The organism is Streptomyces sp. adm13(2018), assembly GCF_008042145.1.
GTDB lineage: Bacteria > Actinomycetota > Actinomycetes > Streptomycetales > Streptomycetaceae > Streptomyces.
On record NZ_RDBH01000007.1, the window covers coordinates 18,182 to 33,432 of the forward strand.

The 15,251-nt window shown below is 73.9% G+C and carries 16 protein-coding genes; 6 read left to right on the top strand and 10 right to left on the bottom strand.

What is annotated here, in order from left to right:
* The first annotated feature begins 286 nt into the window (after window positions 1-286).
* The 3 genes from EAO70_RS00495 to EAO70_RS00505 all read left to right on the top strand — a co-directional run bounded on the left by EAO70_RS00495 (window position 287) and on the right by EAO70_RS00505 (window position 3,747).
* Entirely contained in the window at window positions 287-1,852 is a 1,566-nt protein-coding gene (locus EAO70_RS00495; protein WP_148001043.1) for a class I tRNA ligase family protein, read from the top strand.
* A gap of 169 nt (window positions 1,853-2,021) precedes the next feature.
* Window positions 2,022-3,335, top strand: coding sequence for a D-inositol-3-phosphate glycosyltransferase (mshA, locus tag EAO70_RS00500; RefSeq protein WP_148001059.1), 1,314 nt, complete (start codon window positions 2,022-2,024; stop codon window positions 3,333-3,335).
* A gap of 217 nt (window positions 3,336-3,552) precedes the next feature.
* Window positions 3,553-3,747: a hypothetical protein gene (locus EAO70_RS00505; protein ID WP_148001044.1), complete on the top strand. Its 195-nt coding sequence runs from the start codon at window positions 3,553-3,555 to the stop codon at window positions 3,745-3,747.
* Window positions 3,748-3,846: 99 nt separating this feature from the next.
* On the opposite strand, the gene EAO70_RS00510 is transcribed toward EAO70_RS00505, so the two are convergent.
* The 7 genes from EAO70_RS00510 to EAO70_RS00540 form a co-directional block, all read right to left on the bottom strand.
* Window positions 3,847-4,926 carry a LuxR C-terminal-related transcriptional regulator gene (locus EAO70_RS00510; RefSeq protein ID WP_261992565.1) on the bottom strand — a complete coding sequence of 360 codons (1,080 nt, stop codon included), beginning with the start codon at window positions 4,924-4,926 and terminating at the stop codon, window positions 3,847-3,849.
* Window positions 4,927-5,236: 310 nt separating this feature from the next.
* Window positions 5,237-6,271 carry a helix-turn-helix domain-containing protein gene (locus EAO70_RS00515; RefSeq protein WP_148001045.1) on the bottom strand — a complete coding sequence of 345 codons (1,035 nt, stop codon included), beginning with the start codon at window positions 6,269-6,271 and terminating at the stop codon, window positions 5,237-5,239.
* Between the two features lie 97 nt (window positions 6,272-6,368).
* Complete coding sequence (locus tag EAO70_RS00520; protein ID WP_148001046.1) at window positions 6,369-6,800, bottom strand: Fur family transcriptional regulator; 432 nt, start codon at window positions 6,798-6,800, stop codon at window positions 6,369-6,371.
* Window positions 6,801-6,875: 75 nt separating this feature from the next.
* Entirely contained in the window at window positions 6,876-7,751 is an 876-nt protein-coding gene (locus tag EAO70_RS00525) for an SAM-dependent methyltransferase (protein ID WP_187283658.1), read from the bottom strand.
* A 254-nt stretch (window positions 7,752-8,005) separates the two neighbouring features.
* Window positions 8,006-8,374, bottom strand: coding sequence for a GNAT family N-acetyltransferase (locus tag EAO70_RS00530; RefSeq protein WP_261992566.1), 369 nt, complete (start codon window positions 8,372-8,374; stop codon window positions 8,006-8,008).
* 272 nt (window positions 8,375-8,646) lie between these two features.
* Complete coding sequence (locus EAO70_RS00535; protein WP_261992567.1) at window positions 8,647-9,564, bottom strand: M56 family metallopeptidase; 918 nt, start codon at window positions 9,562-9,564, stop codon at window positions 8,647-8,649.
* Window positions 9,561-9,953, bottom strand: a complete 393-nt coding sequence (locus EAO70_RS00540; RefSeq protein ID WP_148001049.1) for a BlaI/MecI/CopY family transcriptional regulator — start codon at window positions 9,951-9,953, stop codon at window positions 9,561-9,563. The genes EAO70_RS00535 and EAO70_RS00540 overlap by 4 nt, the downstream gene beginning before the upstream one ends.
* 83 nt (window positions 9,954-10,036) lie before the next feature.
* Between EAO70_RS00540 and EAO70_RS37515 the strand changes: the two genes are divergently transcribed.
* Window positions 10,037-10,204 (top strand): hypothetical protein, encoded by a 168-nt coding sequence (locus EAO70_RS37515; protein WP_187283659.1) that lies wholly within the window; start codon window positions 10,037-10,039, stop codon window positions 10,202-10,204.
* Window positions 10,205-10,303: 99 nt separating this feature from the next.
* On the opposite strand, the gene EAO70_RS00545 is transcribed toward EAO70_RS37515, so the two are convergent.
* The 3 genes from EAO70_RS00545 to EAO70_RS00555 all read right to left on the bottom strand — a co-directional run bounded on the left by EAO70_RS00545 (window position 10,304) and on the right by EAO70_RS00555 (window position 13,312).
* Window positions 10,304-10,585 (bottom strand): metal-sensitive transcriptional regulator, encoded by a 282-nt coding sequence (locus tag EAO70_RS00545; protein WP_015035316.1) that lies wholly within the window; start codon window positions 10,583-10,585, stop codon window positions 10,304-10,306.
* Between the two features lie 84 nt (window positions 10,586-10,669).
* The gene (locus EAO70_RS00550) at window positions 10,670-12,937 is read right to left on the bottom strand and encodes a heavy metal translocating P-type ATPase (RefSeq protein ID WP_148001050.1); all 2,268 of its coding nucleotides are present in this window, start codon (window positions 12,935-12,937) and stop codon (window positions 10,670-10,672) included.
* 90 nt (window positions 12,938-13,027) lie between these two features.
* Window positions 13,028-13,312, bottom strand: coding sequence for a heavy-metal-associated domain-containing protein (locus EAO70_RS00555; RefSeq protein WP_148001051.1), 285 nt, complete (start codon window positions 13,310-13,312; stop codon window positions 13,028-13,030).
* Window positions 13,313-13,497: 185 nt separating this feature from the next.
* Here EAO70_RS00555 and EAO70_RS00560 point away from each other — a divergent pair, with 185 nt between their 5' ends.
* Together EAO70_RS00560 and EAO70_RS00565 are read left to right on the top strand one after the other, a co-directional pair.
* Entirely contained in the window at window positions 13,498-14,496 is a 999-nt protein-coding gene (locus EAO70_RS00560) for a hypothetical protein (RefSeq protein ID WP_148001052.1), read from the top strand.
* Between the two features lie 52 nt (window positions 14,497-14,548).
* On the top strand, window positions 14,549-15,247 hold the full coding sequence (locus EAO70_RS00565; protein WP_148001053.1) for a copper homeostasis protein CutC: 699 nt from the start codon (window positions 14,549-14,551) through the stop codon (window positions 15,245-15,247).
* The last annotated feature ends 4 nt before the right edge of the window (window positions 15,248-15,251 follow it).

The following is a 15,251-nucleotide window of genomic DNA, read 5'->3' on the forward strand; positions in this document are numbered from 1 at the left end:
CGGGGTGTCGCAGAGCGCGCAGCGGGCGCCGATGAGGTCGCCGCCGTCGTTGGGCCGCGCGCACTCGTGGCACATGCCGCCGTCGCTGACCGCGCCGCAGTGCGGGCAGGTGCCGGTGGCGTGCGCCCCGCCGCACGCGACCGCTGAAGCCCACCGCACCACAGCGTCAAGGAGGTCCCATGAGCACCCCTGTCTGGATCACCGCGACCCCTCCCGCCACCCACGGCGAGCGCCCCGCCGCACGCGACCGCTGAAGCCCACCGCACCACAGCGTCAAGGAGGTCCCATGAGCACCCCTGTCTGGATCACCGCGACCCCTCCCGCCACCCACGGCGAACTCCACATCGGCCACCTCGCCGGCCCGTACGTCGCCGCCGACGTCCTCACCCGCTACCTGCGGGCCGAGGGCGAGGCCGTCCGGTTCACCACCGGCACCGCCGACCACGCGAGCTCCGTCGAGGTCCGCGCGCTGCGCCACCACCGCAAGCCCGAGGAGGTCGCGGAGGGCTACCGGGCCGCGATCACCGCGGACTGGCTGCGGTCGGGCGTGGAGTTCGACCACATCGTGCGCCCGCGCCGCGACAAGGGCTACACGCGCTGGGTGCAGGCCCTCTTCGGGCGGCTCTACGCGCAGGGCGTGATCGCCCCGCGCACCCGCCTGCTGCCGTACTGCGAGCCGTGCGACCGCTGGCTGTACGGGGCGCACGCCACCGGCACCTGCCCGCACTGCGGCGCGGTCAGCGACGGCGGCATGTGCCACGAGTGCGCGCGGCCCAACGACGGCGGCGACCTCATCGGCGCCCGCTGCGCGCTCTGCGACACCCCGGCGACGTCCCGCCGCTGCCGCCGGCTCTACGTGCCCCTGGAGCCGTTCCGGGACACGCTCGCCGACTACTGGGCGACGGCCGGCCTGCCCCCGCGCCTCGCCGCGCTGTGCGAGTCCCTCGTCGAGGACGGACTGCCGGACATCGCGGTCAGCCACCCCGCCGAATGGGGCCTCCAGGTCCCCGTCGAGGGCTTCCCCGACCACCGCGTCGACGGCTGCTTCGAGGCCGCCGCGATGCACCTCTTCGGCTACGACGTGAAGGGCCCGCTGCCCCGCCGCGCGATCCACTTCTGCGGCTTCGGGCACGCCTTCTGCCACGCCGTGCTGCTGCCGGTGCTGCTCCTCGCGCAGGACGTCAAACTGCCGCAGGACTTCAACGTGAACGAGTCGTACGTCATCGAGGAGGGCGTCCAGGAGGGCAACGTCTGGGCGCTCGACCTGCTCACCGAGTACGGCTCCGACACCCTGCGCCGGCACGTCCTCCAGGCCCGCCCGCTGGGCCGCCGCACCGTCTTCCACCGGGAGCGGCTCGCGGCCGCGCGCCACGAGCTGGACGAGAGCTGGAACAGCTGGCTGTCCCGGCTCTTCGCCGCCGTACGGGAGGAGTGCGGCGGCCTGGCCCCGCAGGCGCTGCCCGGCGGCACCGGCTGGGAGATCCTGGAGCGGCGCCTGCACCGCGGCGTGGACGACCTGCGGGAGGCGTACGGCCCCGACGCCTTCGACCCGCGCCGGGCCGTCGCCGTCCTGGACGAGATGGTCCGCTCGGCCGCCGACTTCGGCCACGTCAACGCGCACGAGCGCTGCCGGCCCAGCACCTCCTGCCGTCATCTCCCCGCCCTCGCTGCACAGTTGGCGGTGGCCTCGGCCCTCTCGGCGTGGTCGCGGCCGGTGATGCCGGAGGGCGCGGACCGACTCGCGGCGGCGCTCCGCGCGGAGCCGGGCCGGCCGGTCGACTGGCAGGCCCTGACGGCCCCCCTGCCGGGAACCCGGCTGGAACCCCCGTCGGGCCCGGTCTTCGGGTTCTGACCCGCCGAGCCCGTCCGCGATCCGTACTACTAAGCAACTAAGTACCTCAGTACCCCGGCCTCCGGGCCGTCAGGACCCCCACCCTGCCGCGTGACCGTGCGCGCGAGCGACGCGCAGGGACACGCGGCCTCCCTCCCCTCAGGAGCCCCTCGTGTCCCTGCGCGTCGCCATGCTCAGCGTCCACACCTCCCCGCTCCACCAGCCCGGGACGGGGGACGCCGGAGGCATGAACGTCTACATGGTCGAGCTGTCCCGCGCCCTGGCCGAACAGGGTGTGGAGGTCGACCTGTTCACCCGCTGCCGGGGCGAGGCCGCGCCCCCGTCCCACGAGCTCGCCCCCGGGGTGCGGGTTCGCCACCTGCCCGCCGGTCCGCGCCGCGCCCTGCCCAAGGAGGCCATGCCCGGCCTGGTGGTGCCGTTCTCACTGGCCCTGCTGAAGGAGGAGCGGCGGTACGACCTGGTCCACTCCCACTACTGGCTCTCCGGGCAGGCGGGCCGGATCGCCTCGGTGGGCTGGCGCGTCCCGCTGGTGCACACGGCCCACACCCTGGCCCGGGTGAAGAACGCCACGCTCGCCGCCGGTGACACCCCCGAGCCGGAGCTGCGGATCCGGGGCGAGCACCAGGTGGCGGCCGCCGCGGACCGGCTGATCGCGAACACGGCGGACGAGGCGCAGGCCCTGCGCTCGCTGTACGGGGCGGAGCCCGGGCGGACCGAGGTGGTGCGGCCCGGGGTCGATCTGCGGACCTTCCGGCCGGGGGACGGCAGGGCCGCGGCGCGGGCCCGCCTCGGGCTTCCGGCGGACGCGTTCGTGCCGCTGTACGCGGGCCGCATACAACCGCTGAAGGGGCCGGACGTGCTCGTACGGGCGGTCGCCGAACTGCTGGCGGACTCCCCGGGCCTGCGCCGCCGGCTGCTGGTCCCGGTGGTCGGCGGGCACTCGGGCGCGACCCGGGAGGGGACGGCGTGGCAGCTGGCCGAGGAGCTGGGGGTGGCGGACGTACTGCGGCCCTGCCCTCCCGTACCGCAGGAGCGGCTGGCGGACTGGTACCGGGCGGCGGACGTCCTCGTGGTGCCCTCGCGCAGCGAGTCGTTCGGCCTGGTGGCCCTGGAGGCGCAGGCCTGCGGGACGCCGGTGCTGGCGGCGGCGGTCGGCGGTCTGCCGACGGCGGTGCGGGACGGGGTGACGGGCCTGCTGGTCCAGGGCCACGACCCGCGGGAGTACGCGCGGCGGCTGGGCCTGCTCGCGGCGCACCCGGAGACGGTGCGGGCGATGGGGGAGGCGGCGGTGCGGCACGCGCACGGGATGAGCTGGCGGGCCTCGGCCGCGCGGACCGTCGAGGTGTACCGGGGGGCGCTGGCGGAGGTCCGCCGGCCGTCGCTCACCGGTGGGGAGCGGAGGGTGGGACAGGGGCGGCGGCACGCCCCTGCCCCGACGGCCCCTCTCTCCTGGAGGAACGAGAAGACCGTCGCACCAGTCTAGCACCTCTTTTGGTTCGACCAAAAGTTAGAAGCGGCCAGGATGAAGTAATTCCGTTCCCACGGTGGCGTATTGACGCACTCACGCCATGGCGGGTCCACGCATCGAGGAACTCTGGATTCGCCTCCACCAGGACTCCAGAATGGAGATGTCTTCAGGGAGCGCCCGGCGGCACGGGCCCCCGGAAGGCGGAATTCGCATTCCAACTCCTGGAGGAATCATGTCCGCTGAGCAGAACTCCGGAATTCGCAGGACGGTCCGTCAGTTCGCCCTCGCGCTGGTGGCCTGTCTGGCCGTCGCCGGCGGCGCCGCCACGGTCGCCGCCGCCGACTCCGCCCCGGCCGGCCAGCAGCAGGCCGGACCGACCGACGACTGGCCGCACGCCGTCCCCACCACCAAGCCGCCGGTCGGCTGAACCGGCCGAAGCACCCGGCCCGGCCGTCCATTCCCCCCGGCCGGGCACGAGAAAAGCCCCGCAATCGACCTGCCACGATTGCGGGGCTTTTCCGACCGCTCAATCCAGCCAGCCCAGCCTTACCGCCCGCACTCCCGCCTCGAAGCGGCTCGACGCGCCCAATTCCTGCATGAGTTCCGACAGCATGCGGCTCACCGTGCGCAGGGAGACGCCGAGATTCCGGGCGATCTTCTCGTCCTTCATCCCGGCCGCGAGCATCTGCAGCGCGGCCTGCTGCTGCTCGGAGAGCCCGTCCCCGCCCCGCTCGGGCGCCACATGGTCCCCGTAGGGGGAGGCCGTGTGCCAGCAGTGCTCGTACAGGCTCAGGAAGGACCGGACGAGGAGCGGCCCGCGGGCCAGGATCGCGCCCTCGCCGGGCGCCTCCGGGCGGAGCGGCACGATCGCGTACTGCTCGTCGACGATGACCATCGTCATCGGGAGGTCGGGCGCGATCCGGACCTCGACCCCCAGCTCCGCACGGCGGTTGAGGACTTCGGCCGCCTCCGGCCGGGCGGCGTCCCGGCCGCGGTAGATGGCGCGGACCCGCACCCCGTGGGCCAGCTTGCGGCGGTCCCGTTCGAAGATCCGCTCGGGGACCTGCCGGGCCGGGCCGGTCGGGTACATCGAGCACGACGCCTCCTGCGTCACGTCGATGATGTCCTCCAGCGCCTGCTGGATCCGACGGTAGTCGGTGATCGCCTCGACCGCGATCTCGGACCGGGTCAGCGAACCCGGCCGCAGGAACGTGCCGGCCAGCGTCTCCAGCGCGCCGTACGCCTGGTCGGCCTCGGCCAGGTGCTCGCGCAGCCGGGCGCGCTCGCGGTCCAGGATCCGCAGCAGCGCGATCTCCGGATCGACCGAGGCGACCGCGTCCGCGTCGGGCTGCCACCGCGCGTCGCGCAGGTCCGCGCTGGTGGCGTGGGTGCTGGTGGTGGGGACGATCAGACCGAGGGAGATCAGTTCGGCGCGACATCGCTCGTACTCCTCCGCCCCGAGCCCTAACTCCTTGGCGACCTGCGGGAAGTTCGACACCCCGCGGCGGCGCAACTCCCGGTGGAGGGCCACCAGACGCGCGTCGCCGCCCCCGCCGGACCGGTCGTCCGCCCGGCCGTCCCCCTGGTAGTCGTCCGTCGTGATCACGGCGAGGTTCCCCCTTCTCTCTTCGTGGTCCGGTCTCCCGAATCGCCAGGTTACGTGCCCCGCACGCGCCGGTCCCCGGCCGGAAGAGACGCTAGGGGGTGTCTTGTCGGTCAGGCCGGGCTCGCGGGGTCTGGCACGCACTCCCCCAAGCTCTTCGAGCAGGGGGCGCCCCCAGCCGCGTTGTCGTCAGTCGCCAACGTCCCCCAGCTACCGCTGGGAGGTGCCCCCACCGCGTTGACTCCCTCCTCCGCCTTGCGATCGCACGCACCAGACCCCGCTCCCTGATCCGGCCTGACCGACAAGACACCCCCTAGGGGGTGTGCTCATAGGGGTCGCCGTCGAGCAGACCGAGCCGGGCGGCCTGCACGCCCGCCTCGAAGCGGCTGGCCGCGCCCAGTTCCTGCATCACCTCGGAGATGAGCCGGCTGACGGTGCGCAGCGAGACGCCGAGGCTCCGGGCCACCTGCTCGTCCTTGATGCCGGACGCGAGCATCCGGAGCGCGGCCCGCTGCTGCTCGGTCAGTCCGCCGCCGTCGTGCGGGGCCGGTTCGGCGTGGCCGTACGGGGTGGCCGCGTTCCAGCAGTAGGCGTACAGGGCGAGGTAGGAGCGGACCAGGCCCGGGCCCCGGGCGAGGACGGCGGCGGAGTCCGGGTCGCGCGGGTCGGTGGGGAGCAGGGCGAAGTTCTCGTCGGCGAGGACCATGTTCATGGGGACGACGGGGGAGAGCCGCACCTCGACGCCGAGCGCGGCGCGCTCCGCGAGGTGCTGCACCATCTCGGGTACCTGGCCGACCCGTTGGCTGTACATGGCCTGGACCCGCACGCCGCGGGCCACCCGGTCCCGGTCCCGGTCGAGCTCCCGGGCCATGTCCTCGCGCCGTACCGATCCGGTCAGCATCGAGTGCACCGAGCGGCGCACCGTGTTCGTCAGGTCGGCGAGTTCGCGGCGGACCCGTTCGGGGTCGTCGACGATCAGCACCTCGACCTCGGAGCCGGTCTCCGTGCCGGCCCGCAGGAACGGTCCGGCCAGTGTCTCCAGCGCGGTGTGGGCCCGGCTGGTCTCGGCGAGCCGGCTCTCCAGGCGCTCCCGCTCGTGCTGGAGGAGCCGGAGCAGGGCGACGTCGGGGGCCACCACGGCGGGCGCGGCGCCGGGGACCGGTCCCGCGGGCGGCTCGATCAGGCCGAGGCCCGTCAACTCGGTGCGGCAGCGCTCGCGTTCGGCCTCGGTGAGGTCCAGCCGGCGGGCGGCGGCGTCGAGGGAATCGCCGGGGCTGGCGCGGAGTTCCTGGTAGAGGGCGAGGGACTGCTCGCTTGCCGTACGCGCTCCGGCGGCGTTTCTGGACACGGCGAAGCAGACTCCCCTCGGATCGCGCGGATCCTGTCGAAACGCCCCGCTAGACCCTGTCACAGATTCGAACGTGTCGCACGGTGTTCACGTGCTTTCAGCGGGCGGGGTCCGCCGTACGGCAGTCGGGGCAGAGGCCCTTGAAGACCACCTCGGCGTCGCTGACCGCCCAGGCGGACAGGCTGCCGCGGGGCGGCGCGGGCGCGGCGGCCGTCACGTTCTCCACGCGGCCGCAGTTCAGGCACAGGGCGTGCTGGTGCGCGGGGCCGGAGATTTCGAACACGGCGGGCAGCCCGGGCCGGTCGAACTTGCTGACCAGGCCCGTCTCCTGGAAGTGCCGCAGCATCTCGTACACGGCCTGGCTGGTCAGCGTCCCGAGCCGCTCACGGGCGGTCGTGGTGATCGCCTCGACGTCGAGATGGCCGCCGGCGGCGAGCACCGTGAGCACCTCGAGGCGCGGTCCCGTGACCCGCAGGCCGACGTCGCGCAGGCGCTGGATCACCGCCTCGCGGCCCGTCAGCTCTTCCACGCCCGCCATCTTCTCCGCCCGCCCGCTCGCCGTCTGGTCGGCTCAAACTTTTGTGGGCATCGTACCTCTTGCCCGTCAACCCCGGCAGGGCGCCGCTCGGTCGTCGGCCCGGCACACGAGCAGCACGGACTCGGTGCGCTCGTCGATCCGGTGGCGCCGCCGGCCCTCGATGTGCAGGCCGGCGGAGTGCAGCTCCGCCGCGAGCCGCTCGGGCTCCACGATCCACTTGTCGGTGGTCAGGACGACCCGCTCCGAGGACAGCTTCCCGGTCCTGGCCGCGTAGTACGTGATCCGCTCGCTCATCGACGGCAGGTCGAAGACCTGCCGGGCCACCACCCACTCGTCGATGCCGTCGAAGCGGGGCACCTGGAACGCCCAGGTCCGCCGCGGCTCCGCGATCAGCCCCGGCAGCTGGTGCGCCGTGTAGTCCAGGGCCAGGGCGCCGCCGGCCTGCAGGTGGGACGCCACTTCGCGCAGCAGCGCGGGCCGCCGCGCCGGGGGTACTGCGGCGACCATCGCGCCCGCGAGGAGCGCGAGCCGGTAGCTGCCCCGGAGCCGCAGCTCGGTCAGGTCCGTCCGGTGGGTGACCACCAGGCCGGCCACCTGTGGACCGATCCGGCGGGCCCAGCCGTCGAGGCGCTCCAGGGCCGAGGCGTCCCGGTCCACGGCCTCCACGGCGAAGCCGTGCCGGGCGAACGGGACGGCGAGCCGCCCGGCGCCGGAGCCGAGGTCCAGAACGGGTCCGCCGGTGGAGCGGGCGAGGCTGAGGTACCGGACGATGTCCGCGCTGTGCGGGCCGAGCAGGGCGTCGTGCAGCCAGACGGAGCCCTCGTCGGCGGGGGAGACGGATTCGAGGCCGGGCAGGGTGTCCGAGGTGACCCGGATCCCGGTGCCGGGGGCCGGCTCCCGGTCGTATCGGGACGGCAGGACCGGGGCGAACGCTGCGGGCACGACGGGCAGGGAAGTGCCGCTCGGTGTGTGCATCGCTCCTCCAGGGGCTCGCTCGGTCCATGCCGTCCGGACGAGGCACCCGTGCCGCCGGGCCCGCGCCGCTGGACCCATCCTGACCTGGGGGAGGAACCCCGATCCACCGGATGGGGCTGCGTGAACACGCGATGGCGTGGATCTGCCACACCCCGGGAGCGCGGCCGCCGGTCCAGCGCGGGCCTCCAGTGCGCGGCTGCGGCGCAGGGCTACGAGTCCGGCTACAGCGCCCGGCTCCAGCGCCTGGCGGAGAGGGCGGCGAAGCCCAGGTGGCTGTAGAACGGCAGGGCCGGGTCCGCCTCCGCCGGGAGTTCCACCCGCTGGTGCCGGGCCCCGAAGTCCCGCATCCGGTCCGTGGCCGCCGCCAGCAGGGCCGTACCCACGCCCCGGCGGCGGGAGCCGGACGCCACCGCGAGGGCGTACACCTCGCCCTCGCCCGGCACCGGCACGCCGCCGGCGGCGACGCCGACGACCGCGCCCTCCGCGTCCGTCGCGACGAGCCAGCCGAGCCAACCGGGCGCGCCCCCGGGAATTTCTATTTCCGCGCGTATCCGGGGCAGCGCGCATTGCGCGGAGATCAGTCGCCGCATCGGGATTTCGTCCAGGATTCCCGTGTAGCTGCTCCGAATGGCGTCGGCCAGCAGCCTGGATATCGTCGTCGCATCGCCGGCCGCGGCCGTTCGAACGCCAGCCAGCTGCATCGGTTCTGTACCCTTCGACGTGCCAAACCCGAGCCCCAACGTACCCACAATAGCGGGGAATTCAGTTGTCCGTGACCGATGCGAAATCTACGAATTCGCTTAGTAAATAGCGCTGTTCGGCAGGTCAAGTGTCCTGAAGCGGGCGTGCTGAAGCGGGTCGATTAACCGGGGAAGGAACAGCAGGCGACGATCAGCGGCGTCATGGCGAGACCCGCCGCCGCGATCGTCATCAGCCCGCGCAGTACCGGATGGCCGGCATGGTGCGGGGTGAGGATGCGCCGCATCCGCAGCGCCGCCGAGGGCCCGCCCGCCGCGAACGCGGACCGCGGCGCCCGCCCCGACGCGAGCGCGTACAGCGCCGTGGCCAGCGCGTCCCGCGTACACCGGCGCAACGCCCGGTCGTCCGCCGCCATTTCGAGCAGCAGGGGTACGGAGCCGCCCCCGTGCCGGGCGAGCGGCAGGCGCGAGAAGACGGCCGCGAAGGCCTCCGACGCGGCGACGAGAAGATGGTGCCGGCCCGCGATGTGCGCCCGCTCGTGCGCGAGCGCCGCCGCGAGCTGGTCCGGGGTGAGGGTGTCCACCGCGCCGGAGGAGACCACGACCCGCCGCGAACTGCCCGGCAGGCAGTACACGGCGGGGCGCGCGTCGTCGAGGACGGTGGCCCGCAGCATCGGGTCGTACCGCCCGACCAGCCGCAGCACCCCCGCGTGCCGCAGCCGCGCCCGGCGGGCCCCGACCAGGCGGCGCAGGAACGCGGCGGTGGGCAGCGACAGCACCCCGAGGGAGAGCGCGAACGCGAGGCGCTCCCGCCCGTCCAGGTGCGTGAGCTGGGAGACCGTGGGCGGCTGGAGCGCCAACATCATGTCGGCGAGCCGGTGGCTGCCGGCGGCCGGCAGGACCAGCTGGGCCGGCAGGAGGGCGGTCGCGGCGGCGAACGCGGCGCCGCAGGCGGCCCACACGCCGAGCGCGAGCCGGGGCGCCTGCTGGGCCCAGCGGGCCCGGACCAGCAGCCAGGGGACGAGGAAGCCGGTGAGGAGGGCGAGTCCGAGCGGGACGAGGACGTGATGGTTCACGTTCACGCGCCGCTCCCGCCGTCGAGGTCCGGGTCGTGGTCGCCGCGGGCGGCGCGGAGGGCCGCGTCGAGGGCGTCCATGTCCTCGTCCGAGATGGCCTCCACGAAGCGGAGGAGGGCGGCGGGGCGGTCCTGGCTGTCGCCGAGCGCGTCCCGCATCAGGCCGGCGGTGTACTCCTCGCGGCCGCGCACGGGCTCGTACAGCCAGGCGCGGCCGGCCTTCTCGCGGCGGAGCCAGCCCTTGCGGTGCAGGATGTCCGCCACGGTCATGACGGTCGTGTAGGCGACCCGGCGGCCGCGGTTGATGTCGTCGACGATCTCCCGGACCGTGGCGGGCCGCTGCCAGGCCCACAGTCGGTCCATGATCTCGGCCTCCAGCTCTCCCAGCCGGCGCACGTGCATCCCCTCCCCCTACGGGCGGCTCATCGTACGGGCCGCTCCCCTCGCTCAGGTATACCCCCCAGGGGTACGCTGGGAGGATGTCCGCCCTCATGAGGTTCCCGCTGTCCGGCCGCCCCTGCGTGCGGGTCTGCGCCTCCGGTCCGCCCGGCACGGCGCAGTTGGTGCTGCTCCGGCAGCTGTTCGGTCTCTGCCTCCGGCTGAGTCTCACGCTGTCCGCCGACTGTCCGGCGAGCAAGGGAGGCTGATCCGCCCCCGAGCAGTCCGTCAGGTCGCCCGGCCGGTCCCGTGCGGATCGGCCGGACGATCGCCCCACCGGTCACGTACGGCAGGTCATATACGGCCGGTCACGTGCGGATCAGCCGGGCGATCGCCTTCGACGCCTCGCCCACCTTCACCTTCGCCTGGTCCCCGCCCTGGGCGATGGCCTCCGTCACGCAGCAGCTCAGGTGCTCGTCGAGCAGGGCCACTGCGCAGGACTGGAGCGCCGCGTTGATCGCGGAGACCTGGGTGAGGACGTCGATGCAGTAGACGTCCTCGTCGACCATCCGCTGCACCCCCCTGACCTGGCCCTCGATCCGCCGCAGGCGTCTGATGATGTCTTCCTTGTGCTGTCCGTAACCGGCCACGACGGGCTCCTCGGGGATTCGGCGGGGAGGGGCGGGGGCCCGCCGGCGCCATCACCGGCGGGCCCGTCGATCGGTGGGGCTCCCTCAGCGGTCGGCGGCCTGGAAGCCCCGCAGGCGGAGGCTGTTGCCGACCACGAAGACCGAGGAGAAGGCCATGGCCGCGCCCGCGATCATCGGGTTGAGCAGGCCGGCCGCAGCGAGCGGCAGGGCCGCCACGTTGTAGGCGAAGGCCCAGAAGAGGTTCGAGCGGATCGTGCCGAGCGTCCTGCGGGAGAGCCGGATCGCGTCGGCCGCGGCGCGCAGGTCGCCCCGTACGAGGGTCAGGTCGCCGGCCTCGATGGCGGCGTCCGTGCCGGTGCCCATCGCCAGGCCGAGGTCGGCCTGGGCGAGCGCGGCGGCGTCGTTGACGCCGTCGCCGACCATGGCGACCGAACGGCCCTCGGCCTGGAGCCGCTTGACGACGTCGACCTTGTCCTGCGGCATGACCTCCGCGATGACCTCGTCGATGCCGACCTCGGCGGCGACGGCCTCGGCCACCGCCCTGTTGTCGCCGGTGAGCAGGATCGGGGTCAGGCCGAGGGCGCGGAGCCGGCGGACGGCCTCGGGGCTGGTCTCCTTGACGGCGTCGGCGACCTCCAGGACCGCGCGGGCCTCCCCGTCCCAGGCGACCGCGATCGCGGTCCTGCCCGCCTTCTCGGCGGCCTCCTTCGCGGCGCCGAGGGCGGCGGGGAGGGGGATGGCCCACTCGGCGAGGAGCTTCTCACGGCCGACGAGGACGGCGTGGCCGTCGACGACGCCCTGGACGCCGAGCCCGGGGACGTTGGCGAAGTCCTCGGGGGTGGGCAGGGTGCCGACCTTCGCCGCCGCGCCGGTGGCGACGGCCTGGGCGATCGGGTGCTCGGAGGAGTGCTCCAGGGCGCCCGCGAGCCGCAGTACGTCCTTCTCGTCCGCGCCCTCGGCGGTGTGCACCGTGAGGAGGGTCATCCGGCCGGTGGTGACGGTGCCGGTCTTGTCGAGGACGATCGTGTCGACCTTGCGGGTGGTCTCCAGGACCTCGGGGCCCTTGATGAGGATGCCGAGCTGGGCGCCGCGGCCGGTGCCGACCATGAGGGCGGTCGGGGTGGCGAGGCCGAGGGCGCAGGGGCAGGCGATGATCAGGACGGCGACGGCCGCGGTGAAGGCGGCGGTGAGTCCCTGGCCGGTGCCGAGCCAGAAGCCGAGGGTGCCGAGCGCGAGTGCGATCACGATCGGGACGAAGACGGCCGAGATCCGGTCGGCGAGGCGCTGGGCGGCGGCCTTGCCGTTCTGCGCGTCCTCGACGAGCCGGGCCATCCGGGCGAGCTGGGTGTCGGAGCCGATGCGGGTGGCCTCCACGACGAGGCGGCCGCCGGCGTTCAGGGTGGCGCCGGTGACGGAGTCGCCCACGGAGACCTCGACGGGGACGGACTCGCCGGTGAGCATGGAGGCGTCGACGGCGGAGGAGCCCTCGACGACGGTGCCGTCGGTGGCGATCTTCTCGCCGGGGCGGACCAGGAAGCGGTCGCCGACCTGGAGTTCGGCCGTCGGTACGGTGACCTCGCGGCCGTTCCTGAGGACGGTCACCTCCTTCGCGCCGAGCTGCATCAGCGCCTTGAGCGCCGCGCCCGCCTTGCGCTTCGAGCGGGCCTCGAAGTACCGGCCGGCGAGGATGAAGGCGGTGACGCCGGCCGCGGCCTCCAGGTAGATGTTCCCGGCGCCGTCGGTGCGGGCGATGGTGAACTCGAACGGGTGGGTCATCCCCGGCGTTCCGGCGGTGCCGAAGAACAGCGCCCACAGGGACCAGAGGAACGCGGCGATCGTGCCGACCGAGATCAGGGTGTCCATGGTGGCGGCGCCGTGCCGGGCGTTCGTCCAGGCGGCGCGGTGGAACGGCCAGGCGGCGTAGACGACGACCGGCGCGGCGAGGGTGAGGCTCAGCCACTGCCAGTACTCGATCTGCAGCGCCGGGATCATCGCCATCGCGATGACGGGCACGGCGAGTGTGACGGCGGTGACGAGCCGCTGCCGCAGCGGCCGCAGCTCCGCGTCGGCCTTCTCCTCGTCGGAGGGGCCCTCGGGGGCGCCGGAGGCCTGGGACCGCGGCGGCTCGGGCTCGGCGGCGGTGTAGCCGGTGGCCTCGACGGTGGCGATGAGGTCGGCGACGTCGATGTCGGCGTCGAAGGTGACCTTCGCCTTCTCGGTGGCGTAGTTGACGGTGGCCTCGACCCCGTCCATCCGGTTGAGCTTCTTCTCGATGCGGGCCGCACACGAGGCGCAGGTCATGCCGCCGATGGCGAGCTCGACCTGGGCACTGCCCGGTGTCGTCGTGGTCATGGCTCTTCCTGCTCCTCGTGAGTACGGGGGGTGACGGGGGCCGGGGCCCGGGCGTGACGGGCGGGCCCCGGCGGCCGAGAGGGCTGTCGGTCAGGCGCGGCCGGTGAGCTCGTAGCCCGCGTCGTCGACCGCCGCGGTGATCGCCGCCTCGTCGGGCTCGCCGCCGGTGGTCACGGTGACGAGGCCGCCGGCCACGTCGACGTCGACGGCGAGGACGCCGTCGAGGGCGCTCACCGACGTGGTGATCGCGGTCTTGCAGTGGCCGCAGGTCATGCCGGAGACGGCGTAGACGGTGACGGTGCTGTCGGCGACCGCGACGGCGGTGGTCTCCGCGCCGGTCGAGCAGCTGTTGTCGGGGGTGCAGCAGGAGCCCATGGCTTCTCCTCGGTCGGTTCCGATGGACGGGATACCCTCGGGGGGTATCTGCTTCCCTTCCATGTATACCCCCCGCCCGTATTCGACGCAAGCAGATCCCCGGCTTGACTTGATACCCCCCAGGGGTATGGTGAAGTGCAGGGAACGGCGACCGGCGCCGTCACGCCCCGTACGGGAGAGCAGCCATGAACACCGGAGTGAAGATCACTGCCTATGCCGCCGCGCTCGCCGCGACCTTCGGGGCCGCGTACGGCGTGGGCACGGGCGTCGGCCCCGTCGAGGAGCCGGCGAAGGCCGCGCACCAGGAGCACGCGACCACGCCCGAGCCGTCGGCGAGCGGGACGCCCGACGGGCACGGCGGGCACGAGGAGGGCGCCACGCCGAGCGCCCCCGGCACCGCCGCCGCGGACACCCCCGGCGGCCTCCAGGTCTCCGAGGGCGGGTACACCCTGGCCATGGAGACCCCCGTCCCCAAGCCCGGCCGGAGCGTCCTCAAGTTCTCCGTCAAGGACTCGGCGGGCCGGAAGGTCACCGCCTTCACCACCGAGCACGGCAAGGAACTGCACTTCATCGTCGCCTCCCGCGACCTCACCACCTTCCGTCACCTGCACCCCGTGAAGGCGCCCGACGGCACCTGGTCGGTGGCCGCCGACCTGCCCGCCGCCGGCGGCTACAAGGCCTTCGCCGACTTCAAGCCGGCCGCGCCGGGCGCCCGGGGCGTCACCCTCGGCGTCGACCTCTCCGTCCCCGGTGCGTACAAGCCCAAGCCGCTGCCCGCCGTCGCCCCCACCGCCACCGTCGACGGCTACCAGGTCCGCCTCGGCGGCACCCTCGACCCGGGCAAGGCCGGCGAGCTCCGGCTCACCGTCACCAAGGCCGGCAGGCCGGTCACCGACCTGGAGCCGTACCTCGGGGCGTACGGGCACCTCGTCGCCCTCCGCGACGGCGACCTCGCCTACCTCCACGTCCACCCCAACGAGGGCGGGCCCGGCCCGGACGTCTCCTTCACCGCGACGGCGCCCAGCGCGGGCACGTACCGTCTGTTCCTCGACTTCCAGCACGAGGGCAAGGTCCGCACGGCGGCCTTCACGGTCACCGCGGGCACCCCCCGGGCCGGCGGTGCGACGACCGCGCCCGCGACCGATGAGGCCACGCACGGTGCGGCCGACCACGCGCACGGCTAGGCTGGCCATTGGACTAGACCTGTAGAGACGCATTCATGGAGGAATGGGCTCGATGAGCAACCGTGCAGTCCTTGAGGTGATCGCCCTCGACGAGGAGGACGCGGTCGCCGCCCAGACCGGTGGAGCCGACAGGCTCGAACTCGTCACCGACATGGCGGCGGACGGACTCACCCCGTCCCGGACCGCCTTCGCCGCCATCCGCGCCGCCGTCGACATCCCGCTGCGCGTGATGCTCCGCCTCGCCGACGGCTTCGCCGCGGGCGGCCCCGAGGGCGCCGACGCCCTCGTGGCCCGGGCCCTGGAACTGCGCGAGGCCGGCGCCGACGAGTTCGTCCTCGGCTTCCTCACCCCCGACGGCGAACCCGACCTGGTCGCCGTCGAGCGCCTCGTCACCGTCCTCGACGGCTGCCGCTGGACCTTCCACCGGGCGATCGACCGCGCCGCCGACCGCGACGGCCTGCGCAAGCGGCTCGCCGACCTCCCCGGCCTCGACACCTACCTGACGGCCGGCGCCGCCACCGGCGTCGACGACGGCCTGACCACCCTCAAGACCGAGGCCGCCCGCTCGGGCGAACCCGGCTACGAGGCCCAGATCCTGGTAGGCGGCGGCCTGCGCCTCGACCACCTCCCCGAACTCCGCGCGGCAGGCCTGAACGCCTTCCACATCGGCGGCGCGGCCCGCCCCCAGGGCTGGACGTCCCCGGTCTCGGCGGAAGCGGTACGGACGTGGCGCGAGGCGCTGGACGCGTAGGGGG